Here is a 26305-nt window from a genome sequence, read left to right as displayed (position 1 = left end):
GCCTGGTGATCGACGAGACCGTAGCGGAGTTTCGCCGCCGGGCCAGGGCCTGGTTGGCCGAGAACATGCCGCGGCAGGGTCCCGCCGAAGCGGCGCTTCTCGAACGCGATGCGGAGGTGTCCTGGCACCGGGCGCGCGAATTGCAAAAGACGTTGTACGGCGGCGGATTCGCTGGCATCTGCTTTCCCCGGGAGTACGGCGGTCTCGGACTGGGCTACGAGTACAAGAAGGCCTTCGACGCCGAGGCGCAAGGCTATGAAACACCGTTGCTGCTCAACGTGCCGTCCTTCGCCATCTGCTGCGCCACCATCCTCGACATGGGCAGTGAGGAGCAGAAGCGCACCCACATCTCCGCGGCGCTGCGGGGCGACGAGGTGCTGGTCCAATTGCTGTCTGAGCCGAGTGGGGGATCGGACCTCGCGGGCGTCATCACCCGTGCCGACCGCCGGGACGGGCGGTGGATCATCAAAGGCGCCAAGACGTGGAGCACCTGGGCGTTCGCCGCGGACTACGGGTTATGCCTGGCCAGGACCGATTGGGACGCGCCAAAACACGAAGGGTTGACGATGTTCCTGGTGCCGCTCAAGCACCCCGGAATAACGATCAACCGCATCCGGCAAATCAACGGCTCCATCGAATTCTGCGAGGAATTCTTCGATGACGTCGAGGTGGGCGACGAAGCCGTCGTCGGCGAGCCGGGCAAGGGGTGGGAAGTCGCCTCGCGACAGCTCTACCACGAACGGCGCAGCATGGGCGACGGCTCGGAGTACACCAGCGGCCCGGGAATCTCTGAGGCCGAAGACGTTTCGATCGACCTACTGGCGCTCGCCGAAAAGACCGGCCAGCTGGACGACGAACGCGTCGGCGAGATGATCGGACGTGCCCTGGTCCACCGGACGGTGGCGCGTCAACTCAGCGAGCACGTCTTCCACGCCGTGGCCGGCGGTGCGCTGCCGCCGACCGCGGGATCGATCATTCGCTTGCAGATGGCCGCGGTCCACGACGTCGAAATCGATACCGCGATCGCCGTCGCGGGGACCTCCGCGGTCGTCGAGGACGACGCGCAGCTGCTCGATATCGGCATCCGGTATCTGGGCCGCCAGATCGCCAGCATCGGCGGCGGCACCACCGAAATGGCGCGCAACGTGATCGGCGAGCGGGTGTTGAACTTTCCCCGCGAGTACGCCGCCGACCGCGGCGTGCCGTTCAACCAGGTGCGGCGAAACAGACTGTCCTGACGGACCGAAGTCGGGGAGAGGTGGCCATAAGTGAGCGACCAATTGCGAGACATCCGAGAGTTGGCCGGCGACGCCGATGCCTATCGCGATGAGCTGTACCGCCGGTGGACCGGTCTGCTCAGTTACCGCTACATCGGCCGCAAGCACTCGTCGATGGACATCGGCGACGTCGACGACACCGTCGTGATCCGCCGCGACATGCGCAACGAGGCAGGCGGCATTATGGTTGCACCGCTGGCCATCTCGTCGCCCGAGGGATGTCAGACCGACATGGTCGCGGTGCCCAATCCGGTCATCGCGTCGGTGCAGATCATCGACCCCGGTTACGACGTCTCTGCCGTCGAGATCGTCGGCTCCGGCATCGTGCACCAAGGCCGGACCATGGGGTACGGGCGGTGCAAGATCGTCGACGCCGACAACCCGGACCGGGTGATCGCGTTCAACGAGGGCCAGGGCGCGATCATTGGGATCCCGCCGGAAGGGCTTGACAGGATGGATGTTTCGGGCACCGAGCTGGTTGTCGAGGACTCGCCCGAGCTGCCGCCGCTGTGGGCTGCCTTCGGGGCCTCCAGACGCGACGACGGACACTGGATACTGCCCGCGCTCAGCGCTGAACTCGCCTCGCCGGATGCGGCGCTGCACATCGGGCCCCAGCACGTCGTGCTGGAGACCGCGGCGATCGACCTGGCCGCCGATCTCGCCTGTACCCGCAAGCTGCAGGTCGTCAGCTGGCACGTCATGTTCATGTCCCGCGGGAAGGCCGGGCCGTTCCGGGTGGCGGGCACCGCCCATGCCGGCGGTCCCGGACGCATCGGCGTGCGCATGCTGCTGCACGACGAGGGCAACGCGGACAAGGCCGTGACGTCGGCCGCGGCGATCTTCGAGGTGGTCGGCTGATCGCGCCGCGGGGCTACTGAGATGTCGGGGTTCGGCTTCGAGACGCTGGCGCTGCTGGCCGCGGTGGGTTTTGCCGGCCCGCTGGTGGCTTCGCTGCCGCGCCTGCGGATTCCGCTGATCGTCGGTGAGCTGCTCGCGGGACTCGTGCTCGGCAAAACCGGTTTCAGTGTGCTCGACGAGTCGAACCCGACCTTTCAGCTATTCGCCAACATCGGCTTCGCGCTGGTGATGTTCGTCGCGGGCACCCATGTGCCGGTGCGAAATCCTGACGTGCGCGGGGCACTGCCGCGGGCGTTGGCGCGAGCGGTGCTGTGCGGCGTCGTCGCAACGGCCCTTGGTGTGGCGTTGGCGTGGTATTTCGGTACCGGCCACGCGGCACTGTACGCCGTGCTGATGACGTCGTCATCGGCGGCGCTGGCACTACCGGTGATCGGCTCGCTGCGCCTGCAGGGGCCGTCCGTGCTCTCGCTCACGGCACAGATCGCCATCGCTGACACGGCCTGTGTCGTGTTGCTGCCCTTGGTGATCGACCTGAGCAGAGCGCCGACGGCAGCACTCGGTGCGCTGGCGATCGCGGCGTGTGCGGGACTGGTTTACCTGGTTCTACTCGCGGTCGATCGCCGGGGCTGGCGCCAGCGCGCGCACGACTTTTCCGAGGATCACAAATTCGCGCTGGAGCTGCGCACGAATCTACTGGTGTTGTTCGCACTAGCGGCACTCGCACTCAGCACCCACGTGTCGATCATGTTGGCCGGCTTCGCATTGGGATTGGTGATCGCGTCGGTGGGCGAGCCGCGACGGCTTGCGCGCCAGCTGTTCGGGATCACCGAGGGGTTCTTCGGTCCGTTGTTCTTCGTCTGGCTGGGCGCCTCGCTGCACGTGCGCGAGCTGGGCGCGCACCCGAAATTGATTCTGTTGGGCGTGGCACTGGGGCTGGGCGCCGTGTTGGCACACTGCGTGGGCAGGCTGCTCGGCCAGCCGATAAGCCTGGCCGTGCTCTCGGCCGCCCAGCTCGGTGTGCCAGTGGCCGCGGCCACGATCGGGAACCAGGAAAACCTGCTCGCGCCGGGCGAAGGTTCGGCGCTGATGCTCGGCGCCCTGCTGACGGTCGCGGCCACCTCGATCGCCGGCGCGTTGGCGGCACGGCGGCAGCCGGCGACCGGCGCGGATGGCGCAGCACCAAGCGACAAACGCGAGTAACGGACCACTACGGCCCAAAGACCCGCGACGAACGGGTATTACGGCACTTGCCAGAGAACCCGGCGACTGATCGACTTTATTCCGAAAGTCATTGTAGCCGAAGGGGTTTGTCATGGGCAGCCGTTGCGCTGGCCGCTTTATCCTTCGGGCGCGCTCGTTGGTCGAGCCAATCTTGGCGGTATTCACGTTGGCCGCCTTGGCGGCCGGTGGCGTCGCCTGGCTGGCCGGCTGGCGGGAGTTGGCCGACGGCTGCTGGATCGCCGGTACCGCCGTCGCGATCGCGCCGGCATCGGTGTGGGTGGTGTCAGGATTGCGGCGCAAGCGCGGCGGCGTTGACATTATCGCGGTGTTGTCGCTGGCCGGGAGCCTATTGGTCGGTGAGTATCTCGCCGGAGCGCTGATTGCTGTGATGATGGCGGGTGGCCGTGCGCTGGATTCGGCGGCCGAGCGTCGCGCGGCACACGATTTGCGTGCCCTGCTCGAGCGCGCCCCACGATTCGCCCGGCGACGGACGGGCACGCAGGTCACCACCATCGCTTTGGCTGACGTCAGTGCCGGCGACGTGCTGGTCGTCGGCCCCGGCGAGGTGGTGCCGGTGGACGGGCGGGTTGCCGACGCGGTGGCGGTACTCGACGAGTCCGCCCTGACGGGCGAATCGCTGCACGTCGAACGCGGCATCGGTGAGCCCGTGCGCAGCGGCGTGATCAACGCGGGCAGCCCTTTCGAACTGGATGCGACCGCAACGGCCGAGGAGAGCACGTATGCGGGCATCGTTCGATTGGCGCAACAGGCAGGTGCGCAGACCGCGCCCATTGTGCGGTTGGCAGACCGCTACGCGGCGTGGTTTCTTCCTACGGCGTTGATAGTCGCCGCCGTCGCGGGACTGGCGAGCGGTTCGGCGGTGCGCGCCGTGGCGGTGCTGGTGGTGGCGACTCCATGTCCGCTGCTGCTGGCGGCACCGGTCGCGATTGTCTCCGGGTTGTCCCGGGCAACTCGGGACGGCGTGGTCATCCGCGGCGGTGGGGTCCTGGAAAACCTCGGCCGTGCGAAAACGTTGGTGATGGACAAGACCGGCACCCTGACGGTGGGACGGCCGACGGTGGTCGACGTGATAGCCGCTCCTGGTCAGGACGCGACGTCGGTGCTGCGACTGGCCGCATCGGTCGACCAGTTTTCTCCGCACGTCCTGGCCGAGGCCATCGTCACCGAAGCGCTGCGCCGCGGCTTGCGGCTGTCGCTGCCCGTCGATGTACTCGAGCAGCCTGGCACTGGTGTCGTAGCCAGCGTCGACGGACGTCGGTTGTCTGTCGGCAAACTCCCCGCCGAGGCGGTGACCGCCGCATGGACACGCACGGTGCTCGATCGCGCTCGTCTCGACGGCTCAGCCGTCGCATGGGTCTGCACCGACAATCAGGCGTTGGGTGCTGTCTTCCTGCGAGATCCGCTGCGCCGAGAGGCGCCGCGCACCGTACGACGACTGCGCGAGGCGGGACTGAATCGGTTGATCATGCTGACCGGCGACCGATTCGAGCCCACCCGCGAGATCGCTACCGTCTTGGGACTGGACGAGGTTTTTGCCGAACAGACACCCGCCGACAAGTACGCCGCAGTGCGCGCCGAAAGTGAACGGGCGGCCACGGTGATGGTCGGTGACGGAGTAAACGACGCTCCCGCATTGGCCGCCGCCACTGTCGGGGTGGCAATGGGTGCCCGCGGCGCCACTGCCTCCTCGGAAGCCGCCGACGTGGTGCTGACCACCGATCGCATCGATCGCCTTGCCGATGCGATGGACATTGCCCGGTGGTCTCGGCGGATCGCGGTGCAAAGTGCGGTCATCGGTATGACGTTGTCCGTGCTCGCGATGGGGATTGCCGCACTGGGTTGGCTCCCGCCGGCAGCGGGCGCCCTGCTGCAAGAAGGCATTGATGTCGCGGTGATCGTCAACGCGTTGCGGGCTCTGCGAGGCAACCCGGAAACGGAGGTGCCGTTGGCCACCGGCACCGAGGAGTTGCTGCAACGCTTCTCCGCCGAACACGACGAACTGCGCGACGCCATCGGGCTGCTCCGCGACAGTGCGGATCGGCTCGTCGCGGGTCCCGACGCCGTGGCGTTGGAATCGCTTGCCGCGGCCCATGCGGTATTGATCGATCGGGTGCTGCCCCACGAATTGGCCGAGGAAACCCAGCTTTACCCGGCGCTGGCCAAGCCGTTGGGCAGCCAAGCCACCCCGACAATGAGTCGGACGCACGCCGAGATCCGTAGGCTTTCCGATCGCATCGGAACGCACCTCGCGATTGCGCAAGCAGAAGGGGAGATTCAGCCGGGGCAAGTCCATGACTTGCTCGCGTGCCTCTACGGTCTGTACACCCTGCTGCGGTTGCACTTCGTGCAGGAAGAAGAGAACTACTTCGTGCTAGCCGACGATGAGATCGGCAGTCACGAAAAGCACTGTCCAACAAGGTGATCTGTGGTCGTCGTCGAAGGACCTTGGGCCTCCCGGGTCCGGGGACCAAAGGCCCCCCAGACAGGGACTTCGGCGTGGTCCTCGATGCGACCGAAGCACCGCTGGCCGGTTTCGTTCGCCTCTATCGGCCGCATCGATCGACTGGTCGGATTGGTCTCAAGGCCGGTGGAGGAGGCTGCGATGAGATTCGTAAAGCACACGACGCATGGGGAGCGGATGTATTGCGTGACCGATCGCCTGCACGGTGGCCGTACGGTTCATGTGCACGGTGACGAGATCGCAGCCATCGTCACGAAGTGGCTGCGAGAGCTGGGTGCCTACAGTCCGCTGGTTGAGGACCTCGCGCGAGCAGCGTGCGTCGGCGACTGGTCTGCTGCCTATGCCGTGGGCAACCAGTTGTCCGTTGAAGTGACGCTTGCGTCGGCGGCCTAGCTGAACTCGGTCAGCGTGTCTCTCCCACCGGGCGTGGCACAAAGTCCCTCGGATCAAGGTCGTCATTCCCTCGTCCCGTGGCGGTAAACCCGGAATCGTTGACATCAGAATTTTCAGAAAGGGGCGACTGCCATGAATGCGCACTTTCCTGATGCGGGCACGATTCGCACGGTCCTGGCACTGGCATCTCGGGCCCCCTCCGTCCACAACACCCAACCCTGGCGGTGGCTGGTGGGCGAGCAGAGTCTGCATCTCTACTCCGACGCAACCCGGCAACTACCCAACACCGATCCGGACGGGCGCGACTTGATGTTGAGCTGCGGCGCGGCGCTGAATCACTGCGTCGTCGCATTCGCGGCGGTCGGATGGCACGCCAAAGTGTCCCGCCTGCCCAACCCGGCGGACCCGAACCACCTTGCCGCAATTGAACTTTCACAGCACACCGCTGACTCCTCCGACATTGCGCTCGCCGCGGCGATACCCCGGCGGCGAACCGACCGCCGGCACTACAGCTCCTGGCAGGTACCCGTCGGCGACATCGCGCTGATGGCGGCGCGTTCGGCGCGCCACGGTGTGACGCTGTGCCGGGTGGAAGACACCGACAAGCTGAACAAGATCGTGGCGCAGTCCGTGTGGGATCACATGAACCACGAGTATCTCGCCGAGCTCACGGAGTGGAGCGGCCGCTACGGCTCTTTAGCCGGCGTTCCGGCGCGCAACACGCCGAAGTCCGATCGTGAGGCCACGATTCCTGGCCGGTACTTCGCAGGTCCCGTACTCGCCGAGCCGCCCGGCTCGTCATCCGCCGAAGACAACGCCGTGGTTCTCGCGCTCGGAACGCGTGCCGACGACCGGTTGGCGCGGCTGCGCGCCGGCGAGGCCACCAGTGCTGTTCTGCTGACCGCTACGTCGACGGGCCTGGCCAGTTGCCCGGTGACCGAACCCCTCGAAGTCGCTGAGACACGCGAGGCGGTGCGCTCCGAGATTTTCGGGAGCGACAGCTATCCACAAATGCTGCTGCGGGTGGGCTGGGCGCCGATCAATGCGGATCCGTTGCCATCGACACCGCGGCGCGAACTCTCCGATTTCGTCGGGTGGATGTCGGACCTCGCAGATGCCGGCGAGTAGGCGCCAAACGCGAAACACTCCGTTGCGCAGGAAAGTTGAGATGGAGACATTCACGCTTGACCCGCGCCACTGGTCGGTCGCTCGCATTTTCGGCCGCAACGCGCTGCTTCGCCGATCCGACCGCATGGAAGCTTTGGTCACACTGATCGCGTTCGTTGTGTCTCTGATGGCGATTCCCTTCGCCGGAGTGGCGGCCGGCATCACCTACGGTGTTCGGGACCGGGTTTACGTCCAACAGGCGCATCAGCGTCACACGGTCACGGCAACGATTACGCAGACCTCGAACGACGATTCGGGTATCACGCTCGTGCAGGCGAAGTGGCCTGCCCCGCAGGGTGAGCGCACCGGTCAACTCGAACTTGCCGATGCTGCCGCGTTGGGCGATCGCACCACGGTTTGGGTTGATATGCATGGCGATCTCGTGACGCCGCCCACCCCGACCTGGCAGGCGGTGGGGGACGCGTTCGCCGCCGCCCTGGGGACGGTGCTGGTTATCGCTGTCGGGGTGGCAGCCCTGGTGATCAGCGTGCGTTCACGGCTCCATCGCGCCCGCGACGCCCAATGGGATCGGGAGCTGAGTTGCCTGCAGGCAGACGGCGGCAAGACGATTCCTTGAGACGAACGCCTCTATGCACCGCAACCCACGGGACGGATGATATGTCGATGGCCGGCGAAGATTCTCAGGTCGCAGTGTTCGACGCGGCTGCATTGCATCGTCTCGTCGAGGTGCTGATCGAACGGGGCTATCGGGTGATCGGACCGACACTGCGGGACGACGCGATCGTGCTGGCAGAGCTCGAGTCGGCGAACGATCTGCCCCGTGGCTGGGGTGTAGATGTGCGCCCGGGACACTATCGGGTGCGCCGGCGCGAGGATGACGCGGCATTCGGGCATTCGGCCGGCCCCCAGTCCTGGAAACAGTTCCTTCATCCACCGCGGCAGCGACTGTGGGCCGGTACCCGGGACGGGACAAGCGTCGACGAGGACGACGAGATCCCCCGATACGCATTCCTGGGAGTGCGAGGGTGCGATCTGGCCGCGATCGCAACCCTCGGCGGCGTGCTCGGCCGTGCCGAACATCCCGACAACTCCTTTGTCCGACGCCGGCAGCGGACCTTTGTCGTCGCGGTGAATTGCACTGAGCCTGGCGGACTTTGCTTTTGCGCATCGATGGGTACCGGTCCCGCGGTCGGGTCCGGTTATGACCTCGCGCTCACGGAGCGGTTGGAGGGTGCTACTGCTTCGTATCTGGTTGACATCGGTAGCCCGCAGGGCGAAGACGTGCTCGCGCAGATACCGCATCGCTTCGCCGAAAGGCAGGAAATCGATTGTGCGCGAGCAGATGTCGAATCGGCATCTCATCGGATGGGCCGGCAGATGCCGGACGCGGACCTACGTAACCTGCTGATCGAGTCGAGAGAGTCTCCGCAGTGGGACGAAGTCGCAAGCCGCTGCCTGACGTGCGGCAATTGCACGATGGTGTGTCCGACCTGCTTTTGCACGAGCACCGAGGACGTGAGCGACCTCACCGGAGAGCATGCCGAGCGGTGGCGGCACTGGGCGTCATGTTTCGAGTTCGATTTCACCTTCATCCACGGCGGAGGCAGCGTTCGTCAGTCTGGTGCATCGCGCTACCGGCATTGGCTGACCCACAAACTGAGCACCTGGCACGACCAGTTCGGGATGTCCGGCTGTGTCGGCTGCGGAAGATGTATTGCCTGGTGTCCCACCGGGATCGACATCACCGCGGAGATGAACAAGATGGCCCGGACGGCGAACGATGACTGACACGGTGACCGGCGCTGCGCCGGCTGTACACTCCGCGATGGCGCCGGTGCCTTATCGAGTGCGCAGCCGCGTCGTGGAGAGCCCCGATTCGGCGACGCTCACGCTGGTCCCGCTCGGCGAAGCACTGCGCAGTCCGCAGCCGGGGGAATTCATGATGTTGTACGCCTTTGGTGTAGGCGAAGCGGCGATCTCGATCAGCGGTGACCCGACGGTCACCGACGGGTCGATCACCCACACCATCCGCGCCGTCGGTGCGGTCAGCCGTGCCCTGCACGACGCCGAACCCGGCGCCGTGATCGGGATACGGGGTCCGTTCGGTACGTCATGGGGATTGGCCGAGGCCGCCGGGCGAGACCTGGTCATGGTCGCCGGCGGCGTCGGATTGTGCCCACTGCGTCCCGCCGTGCTCGGGGCGCTGGCCGAGCGCACGCGCTACGGCAAAGTGACGTTGATCGCGGGCGCGCGCTCCCGAGCCGACTTCGTCTTCGCGGCCCAGCTCGAAAAGTGGGCTGCCGAACCGCAAATCGAACTGCATCTCGTCGTCGACGCGCCGACGCCCGGCTGGAAGGGCGAGGTCGGATTGGTCACCGCGCCGCTGAGCCGGTTAGAGCTGGATGCCGATCGCACCACGGCCTTTCTGTGCGGACCAGAGCCGATGCTGCGCTTCGGGGCGGCAGCACTGATCGCGAAAGGGCTGGCCGCCAAGGATATTCGCGTGTCACTGGAGCGCAACATGCAGTGCGGGGTCGGGTGGTGCGGCCATTGCCAGCTCGGTCCGCTCCTGCTGTGCCGTGATGGCCCGGTTGTCGGCTACGACGTAGCCGGACCACTGCTGGCGGTGAAGGAGCTTTGATGGCCCGAACCCGCTTGGCCGTATGGAAGTTCGCCTCGTGCGACGGTTGTCAGTTGACGCTGCTCGACTGCGAAGACGAACTCCTGACCCTCGCTGACCACGTCGAGATCGCTCACTTCGCCGAGGCCTCCAGCGCGACGGTCGGCGGCCCCTACGACGTGTCACTGGTCGAAGGCTCGATTACTACTCGACACGACGAACAACGGATCCGGGCAATCCGGGACCAATCGAAACTGCTGGTCACCATCGGCGCTTGCGCGACCGCGGGGGGAGTGCAGGCGCTGCGCAACTTTGGCGACATCGCCGAGTTCACCTCGGTCGTCTATGCCAACCCGGAGTACATCTACACACTGGCCACCTCCACGCCCGCATCGGCACACGTCGAGGTGGACTACCAGCTGCCGGGGTGCCCGATCGACCGCGGACAGCTGCTCGACACTCTCGCGGCGCTGCTGATCGGGCGCAAGCCGCGACTGCCGGCCAAAACGGTATGCACCGAGTGCAAATTGCGCGGGGTGACATGCGTTATCGTCGCCGACGGTACCCCGTGTCTCGGACCAGTCACCCACGCCGGCTGCGGAGCACTGTGCCCGCGACATCGTCGCGGCTGCTATGGCTGTTTCGGGCCGTCCGCGGCGCCCAAGACCGCTACGCTCATTCCACTGCTGCGCCGCGACGGTATGTCCGACGCAGACGTCGACCGGGTTTTCTCGACATTCAATGTCGCCAGTTTCGCCGCCGAGCGGAGCAAGGAATGACACCACCAACCCGCAGTCTGCGGGTCGACGCGCTGACGCGGGTGGAAGGCGAAGGCGCACTGAATATTTCGCTCAGGGCTGGCGAGCTCGAGAGCGTGCAGCTCAATATCTATGAACCGCCCCGGTTCTTCGAGGCGTTCTTGCGTGGGCGCGCCTATACGGAGCCGCCGGACCTGACCGCCCGGGTTTGTGGAATCTGTCCCGTGGCCTATCAAGTCAGTGCATGTAATGCGATCGAAGACGCGTGCGGCGTCCAGGTGGATGAGGATATCGTCGCGCTGCGGCGGTTGCTGTACTGCGGCGAGTGGATCAACAGCCACGCGCTGCACATCTACCTGCTGCATGCGCCGGACTTCCTCGGCTACTCCGACATCGTGGGCATGGCACGCGATCACCCGGCGGCCGTGGAACGGGGTCTGGCCCTGAAGAAGGCCGGCAACCGGTTGATGGAGTTCGTCGGCGGTCGCGCCATACACCCGGTGAACGTCCGGCTGGGCGGCTTCTATTCCGTGCCAACGCGGTTGGAGTTCGCGCCGATCGCTGAGCAGTTGCGCCGAGCGCTGGACGACGCACTGGCCACCGTCGAGTGGGTATCGCGCTTTGAGTTCCCCGACCTGGAAGTTGAACACGAGTTTCTGGCACTCACGGCGACAGGCCGGTACCCGATCGAAAACGGTGCCATCGCGCGCAGCGTGGGCTTGCCCTTTCCGGTTGCCGATTTCACCAGCCACATCGCCGAAGCTCAGGTGCCTCATTCCACGGCGCTGCACGCGACCCTCGATGGCGGTCGCTACCTGACCGGGCCGTTGGCGCGATACTCGTTGAACTCGTCGGCACTATCGGTGGTCGCTGCCCAGGCGGCTGCAAGCGCCGGACTACCGCCGGAATGTCGAAATCCTTTTCGCAGCATAGTCGTCCGCGCCGTCGAAGTGGTGTATGCGATCGAAGAGGCGTTACGGATAATCGCCGAGTATCAGCGTCCGGCACACCCTTTTGTTGACGTTGGAGCCCGCAGTGGTATCGGACACGGGGTCAGCGAGGCGCCTCGCGGCCTGCTCTATCACCGATATGAGATCGACACGGATGGACTTGTTGCCGCCGCGACCATGATTCCGCCAACGTCGCAGAACCAAGCGGCCATCGAGGCCGACTTGGGCCGCGCCGTCTTCGACAATCTGTCCCTTGACGATGCCGCGCTGACCATGCTGTGCGAGAAAGTAATCCGCAGCTACGACCCCTGCATCTCTTGCTCGACGCACTTCTTGACGCTTCGGGTTGAGCATCATTGACCGGCGAGGTGGTCGTTGTCGGCCTCGGTAACATCCTTCGCAAGGACGACGCGGTGGGCATCGTCGCCGCTGTGGCGCTCAAAGACCTTGACTTGCCCGGTGTTTGCGTAGTAGCCGGCGTTGCGGAGCCGCTGAGCCTGCTCGATGCGTGGTCGGGGGCGCGGCTTGCCGTAGTGATCGACGGCACGGTTTCGTCGCCGCCAACGCCGGGCTACATCCGCCGCTGCTCGGTCGGTGATGTGGTCGACTCTTGCGGCGCATTGAGTTCGCACACGGTGGATATCGGCCGCACTTACGCGCTCGGTAAGGCGCTTGGAAATCGAGTACCCGACGAGCTTGTCGTGTTCACCATCGACATCGCGGCTACCGATCACGGCATCGGTTTGACTCCACAGGTCGCGCGTGCCATTCCGGACGTGATCGGAATGGCAGTAGACGAAATCAACCGCAACTGGCATTGAGCGAGGCGATGGCGGCGCCCAGCTTGGCGGTGACCTCGTCGGCGATCGCGATGAGCGCCGATTCGCCGGTTACCTCCAGTAAAAGCCTCGGATCCATCGCCTCGACGATTATCGTGCCTGGGTTGCTTTGGTCGGCACGCAGCAGGATATTGCAGGGAAGTAGCAGTCCAATCTCTCGATCGATATTGATCGCTTGGTACGCCAAAGCCGGGTGACACGCACCGAGTATCAGATAATCCTCAATCTCCACGCCGAGCTTGGTATTGAGCGTTGCTTTGATGTCGATTTCGGTTAGCACGCCAAACCCCTGTTGCGCAAGGGCTTCTCGGGCGTATTTGACCGCGCGCTCAAAGTCCGTATTCAGGTGCGTCGATAGCGCGATGCTCATAGCAAACATCCGATCGTTTGCAGACCGGCCACGGTAGGGGCGAAAGTCCCGAGACCGTGGATTTCGAGCATCACTGCGCCGCTTAGCCGGTCGGCGATGGCAGTGGGCCCGAATGGCTGAAGCGGGCAGCTCGCCGGTGAATGCGGTGGGCCGTTCCCCGGGTCCGCAGCAGCCGGTCCCCGATGTGCGTCGGACTCGAATAGAACCATTTCTTGGTGATCTCCACGAGGACCATGTAGGTGAGGGTGAGTCCTAGCAGCGCAGCGAAGAATTGCCACGGCAGCGCCCGAAATCCAAGGTTGGCGGCGAGCGGCGACACCGTCAGGATCACGCCGAGCGCGACTATCGACAAAGTGGCGGCGGTGAGTAATCCGCCCGGTCTGCTGCGCAGAAACGGCACCCGCCTGGTGCGAATCGCGAAGATGATGAGCGTTTGGGTAGCAAGGGATTCCACGAACCAGCCGGTGCGAAACTCGATCGGCCCCGCATTCAAGACGCCAAGCATGAGGCCGAAGGTGAGGAAGTCGAACAACGAACTGATCGGCCCGAACGACAGCATGAACCGTCGGATAAACGCGATGTTCCAGTGTGCGGGTGCGTGTAACTGCTCTTCGTCCACCCGGTCGGTGGGAATCGCGAGCTGGGAGGTGTCGTAGAGCAGATTGTTGAGCAAGATCTGGCTCGGCAGCATCGGCAGGAACGAAAGAACGGCCGACGCCGCGGCCGCGCTGAACATGTTGCCGAAATTACTTGAGGTGCCCATCAATACGTATTTGATCGTGTTGGCGAAGATACGCCGGCCCTCGGCGACACCGTCGGCCAGCACGCCGAGGTCCTTCTCCAGGAGGACCACGTCGGCGGCGTCCTTGGCGACATCGGTGGCCGTATCGACCGAGATGCCGACGTCCGCCGAATGAAGGGCCAGGGCGTCGTTCACTCCGTCCCCGAGAAAACCGACCGATCGCTGGGAATTGCGCAACGACGAAATAACGCGGGCTTTCTGCTCCGGTGAGATGCGTGCGAAGATCGTGTGGTTGCGCGCCGCCACGGTGAGTTCTTCGTCACTGAGCTGCTGCAACTCGGCGCCGCTGATCGTGCCCTTCGACGGTAATCCGATGTCGTTGCAGACCTTTTCGGCGACACTGGCGTTGTCGCCGGTGGCCACTTTTACCTCGATGCCCAGCGCCTTGAGTCGTGACAATGATTCATGCACGTCGGCTTTAGGGTTGTCCGCGAAGACCAGGAAGCCCTCGAGTGTCAAAGCCGCCTCGTCGGCTACGCACAACGTCTCCTGACCCGGCGCCGGTTTACTGGCTATCGCCACGACCCGACGTCCGTCGGCAAACAACCGCGTCAAGGTCCGGTGCGCGGCTTCGGTGACGTCGTCGCAGCGTGCCATGACCTGTTCGGGTGCGCCCTTTACCACGATGCGCCTACCACCTTCGCCATCGACGAGCGCCGAGGTGGCCCGTCGGGTGTGATCGAAGGGCAACGTCGCCAAGCGGGTGACCCCGGCGATGGGGGGCCGATCACGCCACAGGGCGGCGTCGAGATCGTTCGCGCTTACCCCGCCTGCCGACGGGTCCACATCGGCGGCGAGTAAGCCGGAACCCAGCACCGAGTCTGCGTGGGTACCGCGGACATCGACGGCGTCGATCAAGTCGAGGCGGCCATCGGTCAGCGTGCCGGTTTTGTCCGTGATCAATATGTCGATGTCGCCGAGGTCCTCGATGCACACGAGGCGCTTCACCAGGACCTTCAGACGGGCCAGCCGTCGTGAACCCGAGGCCAGGCTCGTGCTGACGACAGCGGGAAGCAATTGGGGCGTGATGCCGACCGCGATTGCCAATCCGAACAGCGCCGCATCGATCAGCGGCCGTCGCAGGAGCAGATTGCTGACGATGATGATGACGGTAAGTGTCAACGCGACTTTCAGAAGCAGATAGGAGAAGCGTCGCAGTCCCTGCTGAAAGTCGGTCTCCGGCTGGCGCGAGCCCAAGCCGACTGCTATGCGACCGAATTCGGCGGCGGCGCCCGTCGCGAAGATCACGCCTGTCGCCTCACCCGCACTGACCACGGTGCCCATGAACGCCAAACTGGATGCGTCGGTGATGGTTGCATCCGGTGCGGCGGGCTCCGCCGACTTCTCCGACGGCGCCGATTCGCCGGTGAGGATGCTTTCGTTGCACTCAAGTCCGTTCACCGTGATCAGTCGCACGTCGGCCGGCACCAGTTCGCCGAGTTGGAGGCGGATGACGTCCCCGGGGACCAGAGCGGTGACGTCGACACGACCGAACTGGCCGTCGCGGCGAACCACAGCGGTATGACGGACCCGCTCGTGCAGAGCGGCCGCTGCCCGTTCCGCGCGGTATTCGTTGAAGAACGAAAGGCCAACGCTGATGAACAAAATGATGCCGATGATGATGGCTTGTGTTCCGTCGCCCAGGAAGAAGGACAGTATCGCGGTCACCGCCAAGAGCACCAACACCGCGTTATTCAACTGACGGCCAAGCACTGCCAGAGCGCTGACTCGGTGAGTCCGAACCGAATTCGGTCCGATTGATGCCAGCCTGGTATCCGCCTCGATTGAGGAGAGCCCCTCTTGAGAGGTATGCAACGAGCCCATCACGTCGGTAAGCGGTGCGCTCGCGACGTCCTGCAGCGATCGGGCGGAGAACTCAGGGACATCGCCGAGAGCCGACCCGTTGGTTCTACCCGCGTAGCCGGCATGACAGGTGCCCATGTGTCCACAATGGCCGCTGCACCGGTGCCGCTGTAGCGCCGGAAGGCCGGTTACCTCTCGCTGAAAGTCACTAGGTGCTAGGGCATTAAGTCCCTAGTTCAGCCACATGGGACTTCGGTCCCTTTTCAAACGCGTGCGAAGACGATCGGATGAAGTCCGGAGGTCCGCTGGCCGACCTTCGAGTCATGCGATACACACGCTTTCGGAGGTTCGGTGTCTGAGGCAATTCCGTTGGGACGATTTGCGGGTTTCCCGGTGCGGGTTCATTGGAGCGTGATTGTGATCCTGTGGCTGTTCACCTGGAGCCTGGCGACCACATTGCCCCACACCGTTGCAGGATATTCGCGGCCGGCTTACTGGTTGGCCGGAGCGTGCGGCGCGGTGGTACTGCTGGCTTCGCTGTTGGCCCACGAACTCGCCCACGCGGTGTTGGCCCGTCGCTGCGGGGTGCCCGTCGATGACGTCACACTATGGCTTTTCGGCGGTGTGACGAGCTTGCAAGGAGAGGCGAAGAGTCCGAAGGCCGCCTTTCGCATCGCATTGGCGGGCCCAGCCACCAGCCTGGTCCTGTCGGCGGTGTTCGGAGGGATCGCGGTGGCGCTGTCGACCCTGCACGCCCCGACGATCATCGGCAGCGTCGCCTGGTGGCTGGCCAGCATCAACTTGCTGCTCGCACTGTTCAACCTGTTGCCCGGTGCCCCGCTGGACGGTGGGCGGTTGGTGCGCGCCTACTTGTGGCACCGCCACGGCGACAGTGTGCGCGCGGCCATCGGCGCGGCACGTGCCGGACGAGTGGTCGCAATCGTCCTGATTGTGTTGGGGCTGGCTGAGTTTCTCGCTGGTGGCATGATCGGTGGCGTCTGGCTGGCATTCATCGGCTGGTTCATCTTCGTCGCCGCTCGAGAAGAAGAGGCGCAGGCGACCAGTCAGCAGATCTTCGCGGGAGTGCGCGTTGCCGAGGTGATGACCCCGCAGCCGCATACCGCTCCCGGATGGATAACGGTCGAAGATTTCATCCAGCGTTATGTGCTCGGCGATCGCCACTCGGCGTACCCGGTTGCCGACCCGAACGGATCGATCACCGGCTTGGTCACGTTGCGGCAGTTGCGCGAACTCGCACCCCAGCAGCGCACCACCACGAGCGTCGGCGCGATCGCCCTTCCGTTGCAGAGCGTACCGACTGCCACTCCGCAAGAGCCGCTTCAAGATCTGTTGCGTCGGATGGCGCCCGCCGGTCCTCGCAGTCGCGCTCTGGTCGTAGACGCAGGCACGGTCGTCGGCATCGTCACGCCAAGTGATGTGGCACGCCTGATCGAGGTCTATCGGCTAGCCCGGCCGACAACGGACGGGGTCGCCGATCAGCACGACGTGGGTAGTTATTCCGGCGCTGGGTAAGCCGGCATTGGTGGCTGGGGAAGGAATAGGGACCATGAAACCAATCGTCGTGGGTATCGACGGTTCATCGGCCGCGATCGCCGCCGCGATCTGGGCTGTCGATGAGGCCATCGAGCGCGCCGTCCCGCTCCGGCTGATCTCGGTCATCAAGCAGACGCACTCATCGCCGGACGACTACGCCCGCGATCTCGAGCACGCCGAGAAATCGCTTCGTGACGCACAATCCGCGATCGAGGCGGGCCAGAAGCCTGTCAAAATCGAAACCGACATTCCGCGCGGACCGGCTGGATCGGTGATGGTGGAGGCGTCGCGCGATGCCGAGCTGATCTGCGTCGGTTCGACAGGCATCGGGCGCTACGCCCGCGCCCTCTTAGGCTCCACGGCAACGGAACTCGCCGAAAAGGCCCACTGCTCCGTTGCGGTGTTGCGGACGGATCCGGACCAACCGCCACCCGACATCAACTGGATCGTGGTGCGGATGACCGACGCACCCGGCAACGACCGCATCATCGAGTGCGCTGCGTGGGAGGCGAAATTGCGCACGGCGCCCTTGTTGGTCCTCGGGGGGCGGCCCGAAGACCTGACCGAGCAAGCCGACGGCGCTTTCGAACGGCGAGTACAGGATTGGCAGCGCCGTCATCCCGAGGTGCGCGTATACCCGATTACCACCAAGTACGCCATCGCCAGCTTCCTGCGCGTCAACGAGGAGCGAGTGCAACTCGCCGTGATCGGCGCCGCCGAGGCCGCTGCGCTGGCGCAACTGGTAGGCCCCTCCGGGCACCCGCTCTTCCATCACGCCGAATGTTCAGTTCTCGTCGTTCGCGAATAGGGCCGCCAGTGAAGATCAAGCACCGAAGTGGTGACGCTGCAATGGTGAACGCCGGCGAGCGGGTGCTGGTCAAAAGCGATGTTCGGATGGGCCGCTTGGTCTGCGGGTTGACGATGCTGGGTGTCGTGGCGTGGACGGCGGCGCTGGTCGTCAGTGACCACTTCGGTTACCGCCCGGTCGCGCCCGGCCGATTCGGTTGGTCACTTGCGTTACTTGCCGCGGTGGCATTGATTGCGCGAGGGGTTTTTCTCGGCCGTCCGGTGACGAGTAGGCATGCGATGGCCGCGGCGGCGAGCGTGTGTTTAGGTCTCGGTGCGCATTTCTTGTCATACGGGGCCCTGGGCAACATTCTGCTGGGTGGCAGTGGACTCGCTCTGATGTGGCCCGCGACGGCACGAGCACAGCCCGAGTTGTTGCCTCAGGTGTGGACTCTCGTGGACGCCACGCACGGAGATCCCTTGGCGCCATTCGCCATGCACTCGAGCAAGAGCTATTACTTCAACCTCGACAAGACCGCGGCTATCGCCTATCGCACCCGGCTTGGGTTCGCCGTAGTCAGCGGCGACCCGATCGGTGACGATATCCAATTCCAGGCGTTGGTGGATGATTTCACCCACATGTGCCGCAGTCGGGGCTGGCGGATCGTCGTATTAGCCTGTGGTGAACGGCATCTGAAACTTTGGCGTACGAAGACGGGTGGACGGCTGAAGCTCGAGGTCCCGATCGGGCGCGATGTCGTCGTTGACGTTCGTCACTTCACCCTGAAGGGGAGACGCTTTCGTAACCTGCGGCAAGGTGTGCAGCGCACCCACAACTACGGCATTACCACCGAAATCGTTGACGAGCAGGAGATTTGCGGCCGGCTGGTCGACGAACTGACCGAGGTCCTGTACGCCGCGCATCACGCGGCCGGTACCGAGCGCGGGTTCTGTATGACTCTGGACGCAGCCTTGCAGGGCCGATTCCCGGGGATCAAGTTGGCGATCGCCCGGGACCGCGACGGTCGGGTAGTGGCTTTTCACCGATATGCGACCGCCGGGCGCGGAACGGAAGTAAGTCTCGATGTGCCGTACCGTCAACCGGACGCTCCCAACGGCGTGGACGAGCGACTCACCGTCGACATGATTACCGCGGCGAAAAGTCAGAATGCAGAAAGGCTTTCGCTCGCGTTCGCAGCGTTTCCGGAAATTTTCCAAGCCGCCCATCCCGGCGGGATGCAGCGGGTCGCGTACCGGTTGATTCATCTGCTGGACCCATTTATCCGGCTCGAGTCCTTATACCGGTATCTCCGCAAGTACCACTCGCTGGGCGAGCGTCGATACGTCCTGCTGCGCGCCGGCCATATTCCCGCGGCGCTGCCGGTATTGCTGTCGCTGGAGTTCACACCGCGGCCGCACCACGCGCGGCCAGTTCGAACCGGCGTCGTGCGACGCTAGCAGCAGCTCCGCGAGCTCGGTCAGATGTGAATGGACTGTTCCATCGGCGGAGAGCCGAATTGGAAACGCCGGCCCGTCACCATCTCCGGAATCACCCGTACATAGTGCGACTTCTCGGAAGTCGTCCACGGCAATACCTGAGCTCGCTGCGCATCCGCGATCTCCTCGTCGCTGCGAAGAGAGCGTGCGGTGCCGCGCACGATCACGCTCCAGCCCCCGGCGACATTATGGTCGTCGACCTCGAACACCACCTCGTTGTTTATCGCGGCGCTGACCAGCTTCGTGCCCGGCGCGGTACGAAACAGGATCGTTCGCCGCTGGACGGCATAGTTGACCGGAAAGATCTGCGGCCGGCCATCCACGCTCGTGACCAGCCGTCCCAGCGTGGCACTTGAGAGCAGATCCCAACACTCGTGCGCAGGCAAGACGATGGCGCCGTCATCGGTTTGCGTTTGATTCGTCATGGGGACGACCTTATTGACGAAAACCGTCGATCTCGCCTGCCGAAGGTCCTGCCCCGCCGGGACCAAAGTTGGTCGACCTCCGGACGTGCGCCTAGTGAACCCTCAAGACGTCGGCTAGCGGGCGCCGCGGCGTGGGGGCGGCCGGACGATCCATCAGCGGCGCTATCCCGACTCTGATCAGGACCTGGGGCTCACCGGACTGGCCGATCAGGTCGCGAACGATATCGCGGCTTTCGTCCAGCTCGATGAGGTGGGTCAGCGGGCAGGTCGCCATGCCGACCATGGTGCATTCGAGCAGTACGGTCGACAACACTTCGCCGGATCTCAACCAGTCCGCTCGGGTGTCCCCGTCGGTGGAGAGGACGAGAATTTTGGACCAGTCGGCCTCGAGCTCCGGGCGCCGATCGGTATGGATCCTGACGGGAAATTCCCGTCCTACGTCTACGCGGAGGTGTTCTTTATCGGATGCCAGCGCGCTAGGAGGGATGCCCTCGCCGACCGCATAAGGCGTTGTCCACCAATCTAGTTCGGCTTGATAGTGCCAATCGTCGTTACGAATGTCTTCGGTGAGTTTCGCCGCTTCGGCCAGCCGTGGTCGCGAGTCATCGCCGAGCACATGCAGGTCCACTCCTCTGTCATCGACGGCGTCGTATAGTGCGCGTTCGAAGAAATCCCAATATGCCGGTTGTCGGAGTGGAAGCCGATCGGCTCTGCGCTGCAGAATCGCCAGGGCGCGCTCACGCTGAGCTCGGGTGACGTGTGCGGCGGGGCTGAATTTCATCGATGCGAGCTCATCGGGATCGGTTTTGTCAGGGAACCGCTTGATGACCGGTTGCCAGCCGGCCGCCAGCATGGCGATACGAAGGTGATCCAGCACCGCACCGCAACTGATGAGCGCGTCGCGATCGAAGCTGTCTGTGCCAGGGACTGTGCGGTGACGATCGATGAACAAGTGCAGCACACCGCCTTCCGCCACCCATCGCCAAGGCTGGCTGTTATGCACGGACGGAGCCCGGCACGCCAATTGCACCGCTCTTTTCAACACCTGGGTATCCAGCGGCGGATGCATGACGTCAACCCCTCGTCCATGTTGTGACTCGACACCGACGCTAGGTGTCGTCGGGCTTAACGCCTAGGGCCGTATGTCCCTGCGGTACTAGGCCGTCGGACTGCTCTGCCGGTTCTTTTCCACGTAGCTGACCACGTCGGACAGGGTCCGCAGCGATGCATAGTCGGATTCGGGGATATCCACGCGCAACCGGTGATGGATGCCGCGGAGAAAATTCAGCCAGTCCATGGAGTCAAGATCGACTTGGTCCCGGAGCAGGACGTCGTCGCGAATGTCGTCCGCGTCGATTTCCGGAGCGATCGTGGTCAGCACCGCCAGAACCGTGCCGCGGGTGTCCTCGTTAGTCATGGCTCATCACTTCTCCAGAAGGTCAGGCTGCTGCAGCAGGTCATTGATTGCGCTGAGGAACAACGCTCCTCGGTGACCGTCACTCGCGCGGTGGTCGGCTGCGAGCGTCGCTTGGACCGCGGTGACGACCCGGATGCCGCCGTCCATGACAGCGACTCGCTGAGTCGGTCTGCCGAAACCGACGATCGCCACCTGCGGCGGGTAGATCACGCCGAAGACCGTATCGACGCCCTTGTCGCCCAGGTTGGTGACGGTGATGGTCGGGTCGGACATCTCTGAGCTTCGCAGTGAGAAGGAGCGCGCCCGCACCACGAGGTCGGCGAGGTCATGCATCAATTCGTCAAGCTTCTTGTCCGCAACATCATGAATCGCCGGCGCGACGAGACCGCCGCCGCGCAGCGATATTCCGACACCGACATGAACTCCGGTGGCGGGCTGGAATGCGTCGTCGCGCCAGAACCCGTTGAACTCGCCGAACCGTTGCGCGGCGACACCAACCGCCTTGAGCAGCAACGCGGCCGGTAGTACCCGTTCATCGATCGAACGCTGCGCATTTCGCGTCGTCAGCCAGGTCATCGAGCTGTCCAACAGGATTTCGTCGGCAAGGTAGTAGTGCGGAATCTCGCGCTTCGCACGGCTCATGGCGGCCGCGATCGACTTTCGCATCTGTGCGGCACGGTCGACGGCTGTGGGCTTGGATGTCGGCTTGGTTATCGGTTGCAGCGGCTCTTTTGGCGCAGCAGCGTGCTCGACGTCGCCGATGGTGACCGCGCCCTGCGGACCGGTGCCGGTTACCGTGTCGAGATCGACGGCGAGAGTTTGGGCCAGCCGTCGGGCCGCGGGTGACACCCAACGACGTCGTTGCAAGACGGACGAAGCAGTGATCACCGCGGTCGCCGCGTCGGCAGGCGCTGCCGGTTTGGCCGCTGCTTTCGTCGAATGCCGCCGCCGGCGCGGCGACGACTTCACCGCGGCCTCATCGCGTTCCAGCAGGGTCGCCAATACCGTTCCCACTTCGACGGTTTCGCCGACCGGCACCAGTAATTCGTTGACCGTGCCTTCTTGCCAGCATTCGATTTCGACTGCGGCTTTGGTGGTGTCGACGACCGCCACTATTTGGCCCCGGGTTACCTTGTCGCCGGGCTTGACCAACCATTCGTCCAGCGTGCCCTCGTCCATGTCGGCCCCCAGGGCCGGCATTTTGAACTCGATCATTGCCGGTCGCCGAACAGGCTATGCACGGTCGCGACGATTTTTTCCGGCTGGGGCAAGGCGGCCTGCTCGAGGTGCTTCGCGTACGGCACGGGAACCTCGGCGCTGCACACGCGAGCAACCGGGGCATCGAGATCGTAGAATGCTTCCTCCATGATCCGTGCCGTGACCTCGGCCGCCAGACTGCCGCTGCGCCAGGCTTCGTCGATCACGACCGCCCGATGTGTCTTGCGCACGGATTCGAGAAATGTGTCACCGTCGAGTGGCCGCAAGACCCGCAGATCGACGACCTCGCACTCGATTCCGGCCAGCGACAACTCGTTGGCGGCGTCGAGCGCCTTGGGAAGGCAGCCGCCGTAGGCGATCAGCGTGACGTCGGTGCCCTCACGACGGATGGCCGCCCGCGAGATGTCCGTGGCGGCAAGAACATCGATATCGGTTGAGGAGTTGTAAAGCTGGACGTGTTCGAAGATCACCACCGGATCTGGGTCCGCCAGGGCGGGGGCGAGCATGCCGTAGGCATCTTCGACGGTGGCCGGAGCCAGCACCTTGATGCCCGGGATGTGGGCGTACCACGGTTCGAGGCTGTGCGAGTGCTGGGCCGCGAGCTGACGCCCGGCCCCCGTCGCCATTCGGACGACCAGCGGTACCGAGAACTGCCCGCCGGACATGTGGCGAAGGGCCGCAGCGGTGTTGACGATCTGGTCGAGCGCCAAGAGGCTGAAGTTCACGGTCATGACTTCGACGATTGGGCGTAACCCGTTGATCGCCGCGCCGATTCCGATACCGACGAACCCCAATTCCGAAAGCGGTGTGTCGCGCACCCGGTCGGGACCGAATTCTTCCAAAAGACCTTTGGAGGCAGCGTAGGTTCCGCCATACCGGCCGACGTCTTCGCCCATCACCACAACCCGCGGATCGTCGCGCAGGGCATCGCGAAGGGCATCGTGCACTGCGGTTCGGTAGCTGGTCTTCATCGCGGCGACTCCGTAGTCAGCACGTCACGGCCCAGATCCGCCACGTCCTCCCACGTTCCGGCTTCGGCGAATGCCACCGCCGCTTCGATCTCGGCCGAGGCGGCATCTTCGATCTCCTGTACGTCGGCGTCGGTCAGTGCGCCACCGCGCAGGCATTGCTCGGTAAACGACCGGATCGGGTCACGTTCGCGCCACTGCGCGACCTCGGCCTTATCCCGATACAGTTCTGGATCGAACATCGAATGCGCACGGAAGCGATAGGTGCGGAACTCGATGAAGAACGGCCCGCCGGTGTCGCGGACGTGGTCGACACCCTGCTGGGCGGCCCCGTGGCACGCCTGGACATCCATCCCGTCGACGGCCAGCGTGGGAACCCGGTACGACGCCGCCTTGACGGTGAGATCGGTCTGCGATTGTGCGCGATCCAAGGCGGTTCCCATGGCGTAAAGATTGTTCTCGCAACAGAACAACACCGGCAGGTTCCATAGGGCGGCCATGTTGAGCGACTCGTGAAACGCGCCTTCGGCCACCGCGCCGTCGCCGAAGTAACATGCGGTTACCCGCTTCTGCTGCAACATGGCGTCGGCCAGAGCGATGCCGACCGCGAGCGGCAGACCACCGGCGACGATCGCGTTGCCGCCGTAGAACCGCTTGGCTGCATCGAAAAGGTGCATCGACCCTCCGCGTCCGCGTGAGCAGCCCTCCTGCTTGCCGAACATCTCGGCCATGATCGAGGTCATCGGGATGCCGCGCAGCAGTGCGTGGGCATGCTCGCGGTAGGTCGCTACGACCGCGTCATCGTCGGCCAGTGCGCGCAGTGACCCGGCGGCGACGGCCTCTTCCCCGACATACAGATGCAGGAATCCACGAATTTTCGCCGCGCTGTAGAGTTCCGCGCACTTCTCTTCCATCCGGCGCACGCGAATCATGTCCGACAAGAGTTCATGGGCCAGCTTGGTATCGGTCATGACGGCACCCCCTCGGCGTGGCGGTTGGCTTGACGCTCGATGGTCGAGGTATCGCCTTCAGGCAGGCCTAGTTCGCGAGCCTTGAGCAGGCGACGCATAATCTTGCCGCTACTGGTGTGCGGCAATGCATCTGCGAATTCGATCTCTTTGGGCGCCACCGCGGCCCCGAGCCGCTTACGCGCGTGGCCGAGCAATTCCAGGCGCAAGTCTTCGTCACCGACCACACCGTTCTTCAGGGTGACGAAGGCCTTCACGATTTCACCCACGGTCGGGTCTGGCTTGCCGATGACCGCGGCTTCGGCCACCGCCGGATGGTCGGTAAGTGCGCTTTCAACCTCGAAGGGGCCGATGAGATGTCCCGCGGATTTGATGACGTCGTCTTTGCGTCCGACGAACCAGAAATAACCGTCGGCGTCTTTCTTGGCGAGATCTCCCGTCAGGTAAAGACCGTCCGCGAAGGACTTTCGATATCGCTCCTCGGCGTTCAGATAGCCGCGGAACATCGACGGCCATCCCGGCTTGAGCGCGAGTTCCCCCTCGACCCCCGGTTCATCGACGAGCGAAGTCGTCCCATCATCGTTGTGGCGCACTATGTATGCGTCCACGCCCGGCAGCGGACGGCCCATCGAACCGGGCTTGATGTCGAATGCGGGGGTGTTGGCGATCATGATGCCGCCCGTTTCGGTCTGCCACCAGTTGTCGTGAATCGGCAAGCCCAGCACTCGCTTTCCCCACCAGACCGCTTCGGGGTTGAGCGGCTCACCCACGCTGGCAATGAATCTCAGCCGAGGAAAGTGGTATTGCGCAGGCATCTCCGGGCCGGCCTTGATCAGCATCCTTATCGCCGTCGGTGCCGTGTACCACACCGAGACGCCCTGATCCTGCAGGATCGCGTACCAGCGCTCCGCATCGAACTCCGCTTCGTCGACGATGGAGGTGACGCCGTGCAGCAGTGGGCTGATAATGCCGTAGGACGTTCCCGTGACCCAACCGGGATCCGCAGTGCACCAGTAGATGTCGCCGGGGTGGAGGTCCAGCGCGTACAGGCCGGTGATGTAGTGCATCGCGACGGCCCCGTGCACATGCATGGCGCCCTTGGGTGTTCCGGTGGTGCCGCTGGTGAAGTGCAGCAGGGCTGGGTCCTCGGCGGTCGTCGGTTCGACTGGTGTCGTTTCGTTGGCGGCATGCATCCAGTCCCAGAAGTTGAGCGTTCCGGGTATTGGGCTGCCGGCTCCGTCGTCGTCGACGACGAGGATGTGCCGGACGGAGGGCATACTTTCGCGAATCTTGGCGATCTTGCGCTGATAAATGGCTTTGGTGGTGACCAGCACGTCGGCTTGGCCGATATTGACTCTGGTGGCGATCGGTTCGGGGCCGAACGCGGAAAACAGCGGCGAAACGACGCTGCCGTTACGCAGGGCACCAAGCATCGTGATGTAGAGCTCGGGGACGCGTCCCATAATCGTGAACACCCGATTGCCTTTGTCGATACCGAGCGCCCGCAACACCCCTGAGAAGCGTCTGGCAAGGCGGTCGAGTTCTGCGTAGCTGAGCTCTCGCGTGGCGATCGCACCGTCCCAGCCTTTGTCGGTGATGAAGCGCAGGGCCGTGCGTGTGGCAGCCGGGCCCGACGCGTGTCGATCGACGGCGGCATACGCGATGTTGCAGCCGCCCGGCCCCATTCCGTCGCACAGGTTGGGAACGTCGACCCAGCGGAATTGTGCGCGTGCCTGCTCGTAGTCCGACAAGTTGGGCTCGACAAGGTGGTCGCGGGGCGTTTTACGGATGACATCCGCAGTCATGACCGCCTCTTTCGGTTGGTGGGGCGTCTTCATCGTTTTCCGCGCGTGCATCCCGCAATAGAGACGAAGGTCACCAGTAGATACGCGCTTTTGTCGTCGAGTCGAAGGGCGGGTTACGGCGAGCGAGCGCATGTCACCGGTCCGTTGCGGGTCGATCGACCTGGTG

General features: G+C 64.4%; 24 protein-coding genes. 15 read left to right on the top strand and 9 right to left on the bottom strand.

Going from position 1 to position 26305, the window contains the following annotated elements:
* Positions 1 to 5 precede the first annotated feature (5 nt).
* The 12 genes from AC5Y5O_RS08810 to AC5Y5O_RS08755 all read left to right on the top strand — a co-directional run bounded on the left by AC5Y5O_RS08810 (position 6) and on the right by AC5Y5O_RS08755 (position 12508).
* The gene (locus tag AC5Y5O_RS08810) at positions 6 to 1238 is read left to right on the top strand and encodes an acyl-CoA dehydrogenase family protein (RefSeq protein ID WP_096288220.1); all 1233 of its coding nucleotides are present in this window, start codon (positions 6 to 8) and stop codon (positions 1236 to 1238) included.
* A gap of 30 nt (positions 1239 to 1268) precedes the next feature.
* On the top strand, positions 1269 to 2135 hold the full coding sequence (locus tag AC5Y5O_RS08805) for a hypothetical protein (RefSeq protein WP_096288218.1): 867 nt from the start codon (positions 1269 to 1271) through the stop codon (positions 2133 to 2135).
* A gap of 21 nt (positions 2136 to 2156) precedes the next feature.
* Entirely contained in the window at positions 2157 to 3335 is a 1179-nt protein-coding gene (locus tag AC5Y5O_RS08800) for a cation:proton antiporter (RefSeq protein ID WP_500024697.1), read from the top strand.
* Between the two features lie 112 nt (positions 3336 to 3447).
* Entirely contained in the window at positions 3448 to 5799 is a 2352-nt protein-coding gene (locus tag AC5Y5O_RS08795; RefSeq protein WP_096288214.1) for a heavy metal translocating P-type ATPase, read from the top strand.
* Between the two features lie 180 nt (positions 5800 to 5979).
* Positions 5980 to 6231 carry an Rv2628 protein family gene (locus AC5Y5O_RS08790; RefSeq protein WP_165796411.1) on the top strand — a complete coding sequence of 84 codons (252 nt, stop codon included), beginning with the start codon at positions 5980 to 5982 and terminating at the stop codon, positions 6229 to 6231.
* 132 nt (positions 6232 to 6363) lie between these two features.
* Positions 6364 to 7359 carry an Acg family FMN-binding oxidoreductase gene (locus AC5Y5O_RS08785; RefSeq protein WP_096288212.1) on the top strand — a complete coding sequence of 332 codons (996 nt, stop codon included), beginning with the start codon at positions 6364 to 6366 and terminating at the stop codon, positions 7357 to 7359.
* A gap of 40 nt (positions 7360 to 7399) precedes the next feature.
* A complete protein-coding gene (locus AC5Y5O_RS08780; protein ID WP_500024694.1) occupies positions 7400 to 7975 on the top strand; it encodes an Rv1733c family protein in 576 nt (191 codons plus the stop codon).
* A gap of 41 nt (positions 7976 to 8016) precedes the next feature.
* Positions 8017 to 9147, top strand: a complete 1131-nt coding sequence (locus AC5Y5O_RS08775; protein ID WP_207768539.1) for a 4Fe-4S dicluster domain-containing protein — start codon at positions 8017 to 8019, stop codon at positions 9145 to 9147.
* A complete protein-coding gene (locus tag AC5Y5O_RS08770) occupies positions 9140 to 10000 on the top strand; it encodes an FAD/NAD(P)-binding protein (protein ID WP_096288208.1) in 861 nt (286 codons plus the stop codon). The genes AC5Y5O_RS08775 and AC5Y5O_RS08770 overlap by 8 nt, the downstream gene beginning before the upstream one ends.
* Positions 10000 to 10758, top strand: a complete 759-nt coding sequence (locus tag AC5Y5O_RS08765) for an NADH-quinone oxidoreductase subunit B family protein (protein WP_500024692.1) — start codon at positions 10000 to 10002, stop codon at positions 10756 to 10758. The genes AC5Y5O_RS08770 and AC5Y5O_RS08765 overlap by 1 nt, the downstream gene beginning before the upstream one ends.
* Positions 10755 to 12047 (top strand): Ni/Fe hydrogenase subunit alpha, encoded by a 1293-nt coding sequence (locus tag AC5Y5O_RS08760; protein ID WP_096288204.1) that lies wholly within the window; start codon positions 10755 to 10757, stop codon positions 12045 to 12047. Before AC5Y5O_RS08765 ends, AC5Y5O_RS08760 begins: the two co-directional genes overlap by 4 nt.
* On the top strand, positions 12044 to 12508 hold the full coding sequence (locus AC5Y5O_RS08755) for a hydrogenase maturation protease (protein ID WP_096288202.1): 465 nt from the start codon (positions 12044 to 12046) through the stop codon (positions 12506 to 12508). Before AC5Y5O_RS08760 ends, AC5Y5O_RS08755 begins: the two co-directional genes overlap by 4 nt.
* Here the strand turns inward: AC5Y5O_RS08755 and AC5Y5O_RS08750 are convergent.
* Together AC5Y5O_RS08750 and mgtA are read right to left on the bottom strand one after the other, a co-directional pair.
* Complete coding sequence (locus tag AC5Y5O_RS08750) at positions 12489 to 12896, bottom strand: DUF302 domain-containing protein (RefSeq protein ID WP_096288200.1); 408 nt, start codon at positions 12894 to 12896, stop codon at positions 12489 to 12491. The two genes, AC5Y5O_RS08755 and AC5Y5O_RS08750, sit on opposite strands and share 20 nt — an antisense overlap.
* Before the next feature lie 82 nt (positions 12897 to 12978).
* Positions 12979 to 15639, bottom strand: a complete 2661-nt coding sequence (mgtA, locus tag AC5Y5O_RS08745; RefSeq protein WP_096288198.1) for a magnesium-translocating P-type ATPase — start codon at positions 15637 to 15639, stop codon at positions 12979 to 12981.
* A 213-nt stretch (positions 15640 to 15852) separates the two neighbouring features.
* On the opposite strand from mgtA, the gene AC5Y5O_RS08740 reads away from it, so the two are divergent.
* From AC5Y5O_RS08740 to AC5Y5O_RS08730, 3 genes are read left to right on the top strand one after another with little or no spacing between them, the layout of a single operon-like run.
* On the top strand, positions 15853 to 17034 hold the full coding sequence (locus tag AC5Y5O_RS08740) for a site-2 protease family protein (protein WP_096288196.1): 1182 nt from the start codon (positions 15853 to 15855) through the stop codon (positions 17032 to 17034).
* Between the two features lie 34 nt (positions 17035 to 17068).
* Complete coding sequence (locus tag AC5Y5O_RS08735; protein WP_096288194.1) at positions 17069 to 17863, top strand: universal stress protein; 795 nt, start codon at positions 17069 to 17071, stop codon at positions 17861 to 17863.
* Between the two features lie 41 nt (positions 17864 to 17904).
* A complete protein-coding gene (locus tag AC5Y5O_RS08730; protein WP_096291178.1) occupies positions 17905 to 19299 on the top strand; it encodes a bifunctional lysylphosphatidylglycerol flippase/synthetase MprF in 1395 nt (464 codons plus the stop codon).
* A 20-nt stretch (positions 19300 to 19319) separates the two neighbouring features.
* Here the strand turns inward: AC5Y5O_RS08730 and AC5Y5O_RS08725 are convergent, their stop codons facing one another.
* From AC5Y5O_RS08725 to acsA, 7 genes are all read right to left on the bottom strand, one after another.
* Positions 19320 to 19763: a pyridoxamine 5'-phosphate oxidase family protein gene (locus tag AC5Y5O_RS08725; RefSeq protein WP_500024688.1), complete on the bottom strand. Its 444-nt coding sequence runs from the start codon at positions 19761 to 19763 to the stop codon at positions 19320 to 19322.
* A gap of 91 nt (positions 19764 to 19854) precedes the next feature.
* Positions 19855 to 20832 carry an Acg family FMN-binding oxidoreductase gene (locus AC5Y5O_RS08720; protein ID WP_500024686.1) on the bottom strand — a complete coding sequence of 326 codons (978 nt, stop codon included), beginning with the start codon at positions 20830 to 20832 and terminating at the stop codon, positions 19855 to 19857.
* 87 nt (positions 20833 to 20919) lie between these two features.
* On the bottom strand, positions 20920 to 21180 hold the full coding sequence (locus AC5Y5O_RS08715; RefSeq protein ID WP_096288188.1) for an acyl carrier protein: 261 nt from the start codon (positions 21178 to 21180) through the stop codon (positions 20920 to 20922).
* 6 nt (positions 21181 to 21186) lie between these two features.
* The gene (locus AC5Y5O_RS08710; protein WP_096288186.1) at positions 21187 to 22395 is read right to left on the bottom strand and encodes a dihydrolipoamide acetyltransferase family protein; all 1209 of its coding nucleotides are present in this window, start codon (positions 22393 to 22395) and stop codon (positions 21187 to 21189) included.
* Positions 22392 to 23369: an alpha-ketoacid dehydrogenase subunit beta gene (locus tag AC5Y5O_RS08705; RefSeq protein WP_096288184.1), complete on the bottom strand. Its 978-nt coding sequence runs from the start codon at positions 23367 to 23369 to the stop codon at positions 22392 to 22394. The genes AC5Y5O_RS08710 and AC5Y5O_RS08705 overlap by 4 nt, the downstream gene beginning before the upstream one ends.
* Positions 23366 to 24337 carry a pyruvate dehydrogenase (acetyl-transferring) E1 component subunit alpha gene (gene pdhA, locus AC5Y5O_RS08700; protein WP_096288182.1) on the bottom strand — a complete coding sequence of 324 codons (972 nt, stop codon included), beginning with the start codon at positions 24335 to 24337 and terminating at the stop codon, positions 23366 to 23368. Before pdhA ends, AC5Y5O_RS08705 begins: the two co-directional genes overlap by 4 nt.
* Complete coding sequence (gene acsA / locus AC5Y5O_RS08695) at positions 24334 to 26139, bottom strand: acetate--CoA ligase (protein WP_096291177.1); 1806 nt, start codon at positions 26137 to 26139, stop codon at positions 24334 to 24336. The genes pdhA and acsA overlap by 4 nt, the downstream gene beginning before the upstream one ends.
* Positions 26140 to 26305 lie beyond the last annotated feature (166 nt).

The sequence above is a fragment of the Mycobacterium sp. NGS40 genome (assembly GCF_059812735.1).
The sequence above is the reverse complement of the archived record's forward strand: the minus strand, read 5'-3'. Positions and strand labels throughout refer to the sequence as shown.

Coding starts and splice junctions, on each gene's coding strand:
- AC5Y5O_RS08800 (WP_500024697.1), top strand. CDS start 2,157: ATGTCGGGGTTCGGCTTCGAGACGCTGGCGCTGCTGGCCGCGGTGGGT.
- AC5Y5O_RS08795 (WP_096288214.1), top strand. CDS start 3,448: ATGGGCAGCCGTTGCGCTGGCCGCTTTATCCTTCGGGCGCGCTCGTTG.
- AC5Y5O_RS08790 (WP_165796411.1), top strand. CDS start 5,980: ATGAGATTCGTAAAGCACACGACGCATGGGGAGCGGATGTATTGCGTG.
- AC5Y5O_RS08785 (WP_096288212.1), top strand. CDS start 6,364: ATGAATGCGCACTTTCCTGATGCGGGCACGATTCGCACGGTCCTGGCA.
- AC5Y5O_RS08780 (WP_500024694.1), top strand. CDS start 7,400: ATGGAGACATTCACGCTTGACCCGCGCCACTGGTCGGTCGCTCGCATT.
- AC5Y5O_RS08775 (WP_207768539.1), top strand. CDS start 8,017: ATGTCGATGGCCGGCGAAGATTCTCAGGTCGCAGTGTTCGACGCGGCT.
- AC5Y5O_RS08770 (WP_096288208.1), top strand. CDS start 9,140: ATGACTGACACGGTGACCGGCGCTGCGCCGGCTGTACACTCCGCGATG.
- AC5Y5O_RS08765 (WP_500024692.1), top strand. CDS start 10,000: ATGGCCCGAACCCGCTTGGCCGTATGGAAGTTCGCCTCGTGCGACGGT.
- AC5Y5O_RS08760 (WP_096288204.1), top strand. CDS start 10,755: ATGACACCACCAACCCGCAGTCTGCGGGTCGACGCGCTGACGCGGGTG.
- AC5Y5O_RS08750 (WP_096288200.1), bottom strand. CDS start 12,896: ATGAGCATCGCGCTATCGACGCACCTGAATACGGACTTTGAGCGCGCG.
- mgtA (WP_096288198.1), bottom strand. CDS start 15,639: ATGGGCACCTGTCATGCCGGCTACGCGGGTAGAACCAACGGGTCGGCT.
- AC5Y5O_RS08735 (WP_096288194.1), top strand. CDS start 17,069: ATGAAACCAATCGTCGTGGGTATCGACGGTTCATCGGCCGCGATCGCC.
- AC5Y5O_RS08730 (WP_096291178.1), top strand. CDS start 17,905: ATGGTGAACGCCGGCGAGCGGGTGCTGGTCAAAAGCGATGTTCGGATG.
- AC5Y5O_RS08725 (WP_500024688.1), bottom strand. CDS start 19,763: ATGACGAATCAAACGCAAACCGATGACGGCGCCATCGTCTTGCCTGCG.
- AC5Y5O_RS08720 (WP_500024686.1), bottom strand. CDS start 20,832: ATGCATCCGCCGCTGGATACCCAGGTGTTGAAAAGAGCGGTGCAATTG.
- AC5Y5O_RS08715 (WP_096288188.1), bottom strand. CDS start 21,180: ATGACTAACGAGGACACCCGCGGCACGGTTCTGGCGGTGCTGACCACG.
- AC5Y5O_RS08710 (WP_096288186.1), bottom strand. CDS start 22,395: ATGATCGAGTTCAAAATGCCGGCCCTGGGGGCCGACATGGACGAGGGC.
- AC5Y5O_RS08705 (WP_096288184.1), bottom strand. CDS start 23,369: ATGAAGACCAGCTACCGAACCGCAGTGCACGATGCCCTTCGCGATGCC.
- pdhA (WP_096288182.1), bottom strand. CDS start 24,337: ATGACCGATACCAAGCTGGCCCATGAACTCTTGTCGGACATGATTCGC.
- acsA (WP_096291177.1), bottom strand. CDS start 26,139: ATGACTGCGGATGTCATCCGTAAAACGCCCCGCGACCACCTTGTCGAG.